Below are 1,871 nucleotides of genomic sequence, written 5' to 3'. Positions count from 1 at the left end.
TTTAATTAGACTTCTTTCCAAACCCCGATTTTTGTGGATTTTTAAAAACTTCAACCCCAATACTTATAAGGGTTTATTTTTAGTTTGGAAAGAGATTTAATAAAAACTTGTCTGATAAAAAACTCACAGCCTTTGTTTTTTTCTTGAAAAACGGGCGGTTCCCCTGCTTTTTTAACAGGTATTTTTCATTGCAAATACCAAAGGCAGGCACGCCCTAATAAAGTTCAACACGCCCTAATAAAAAATAAATGGATTTCATGGATAGACCTTGCTTTTCATACCAATTTTTTGGGATATAGGGTGTGTCGAAAGTTCGCACATCGGACTAAAAATAAAGATCAAGAATTTTAATTTGAATCAATTAGGATTACAACACCAATCTAACTTTCAAGATTTTATTAAAAAGATGTCAATCTTTCATTTATTTAAATCAAACCTAAACCAACATCACACCTTTTTTATCTCCCCCACCCTTATTCCCCACCAAAAACGCCACCAAACCAATCGCCAATGCAGGCACGACAGCGTGCAAATCCCATAAGGCGATTTTAAAATAGGCGATGATGACATAGCTTGTTAAGCCTGCCACCATTGACCATATCGCCCCTGTGGCATTGGCTTTTTTATAATATAATCCAAATACCAGCACCCATAAAAAAGTCGCTTCCAACCCACCAAAGGACAATAGGTTTAGCCAAATCAGCATATCAGGTGGATTTAGCATGGCAACGACCGCCAAAATCACGGTAAAGCCAAGGGTGAGCGTGGTAGAGTAGCGTTTGATTTTGGCTTCATTGTGGATAGCGTCAGGTTTGATAGACAGATACAAATCCTTAATCAGCGTGCTTGACGACTGTATCAGCATCGAGTCAATGGACGACATAATCGCCGCCATCGGAGCTGCCAAAAATATCCCTGCCACAAAGGGCGGTAGCACCGTCATCATGAGCGTGGGAATGACCTTATCAGGCACATCAAGCTCAGGCACGACCGCACGAGCCAAGACCCCTGCCAAGTGCATACCCAGCACCAGCACCGTCATCACCACTGTCCCGACAAGTATCCCCCGATGAAGCGAGCGACTGTCCTTATACGCCATCGCCCGCACCGCCGTATGGGGCAGACCAATCAAGCCAAAGCACACCAGCACCCAAAACGACAGCATAAACGTTGCCGATAGCTTATCATCAACGCCTGTGGGGGTGAGCAGATGTGGGTCAATGGTATGAAGGGTTGTCATGGCGTTGTCCATGCCCCCTGTGGCGACAAGCGTTGCCCCAAGTAGGAGCATCGTGCCGATAAGCATGACAAGCCCCTGCACGGTGTCGGTCAAGACCACCGCCCGAAAGCCCCCAATAAAGGTATAAAGCCCAATCACAAGGGCGAACACGCCAATCGACCATTCATAAGGCAAGCCTAGTGTCGTTTCAAGCAGACGACCTGCCCCAATGAACTGCACCACCATCATGCCAAAAAACGCCAGTAGGAGCGAGATACACGCAAGCCATACCACGACTTTGTTTTGATAACGAGCAAACAGCAAATCGTTAATGGTAATGCTGCCTGTTTGGCGGGCGAGCATGGCAAATTTTTTGCCGAGTGTGCCAAGCGTAAGCCAAATTGCAGGCACTTGTATCATGGATAACAGCACCCAGCCCAAGCCAAATTTATACGCTGCCCCCGGTCCTCCAATGAATGAGCTTGCGGAGACATAAGTCGCCACAGTCGTCATGGCAAGCACAAATCCGCCCATGGAGCGAGAGCCGACATAGTATTCATTTAAAAATCCGCCCGCTTTGCGTTTTTGATAAGCGTGCCACGCCACCCCAAATACAAAAAATAAGTATAGGACAATGAACCGACCCCCAAAT

General features: G+C 46.1%; 1 protein-coding gene. It reads right to left on the bottom strand.

Going from position 1 to position 1,871, the window contains the following annotated elements:
* Positions 1 to 436: 436 nt before the first annotated feature.
* Positions 437 to 1,871, bottom strand: a 1,435-nt coding sequence (panF, locus tag B5J94_RS13120) for a sodium/pantothenate symporter (RefSeq protein WP_211271098.1), incomplete at its 5' end; no start/stop codon positions are given.

This window comes from Moraxella lacunata, from assembly GCF_002027545.1.
GTDB lineage: Bacteria > Pseudomonadota > Gammaproteobacteria > Pseudomonadales > Moraxellaceae > Moraxella > Moraxella lacunata.
The sequence above is the reverse complement of the archived record's forward strand: the minus strand, read 5'-3'. Positions and strand labels throughout refer to the sequence as shown.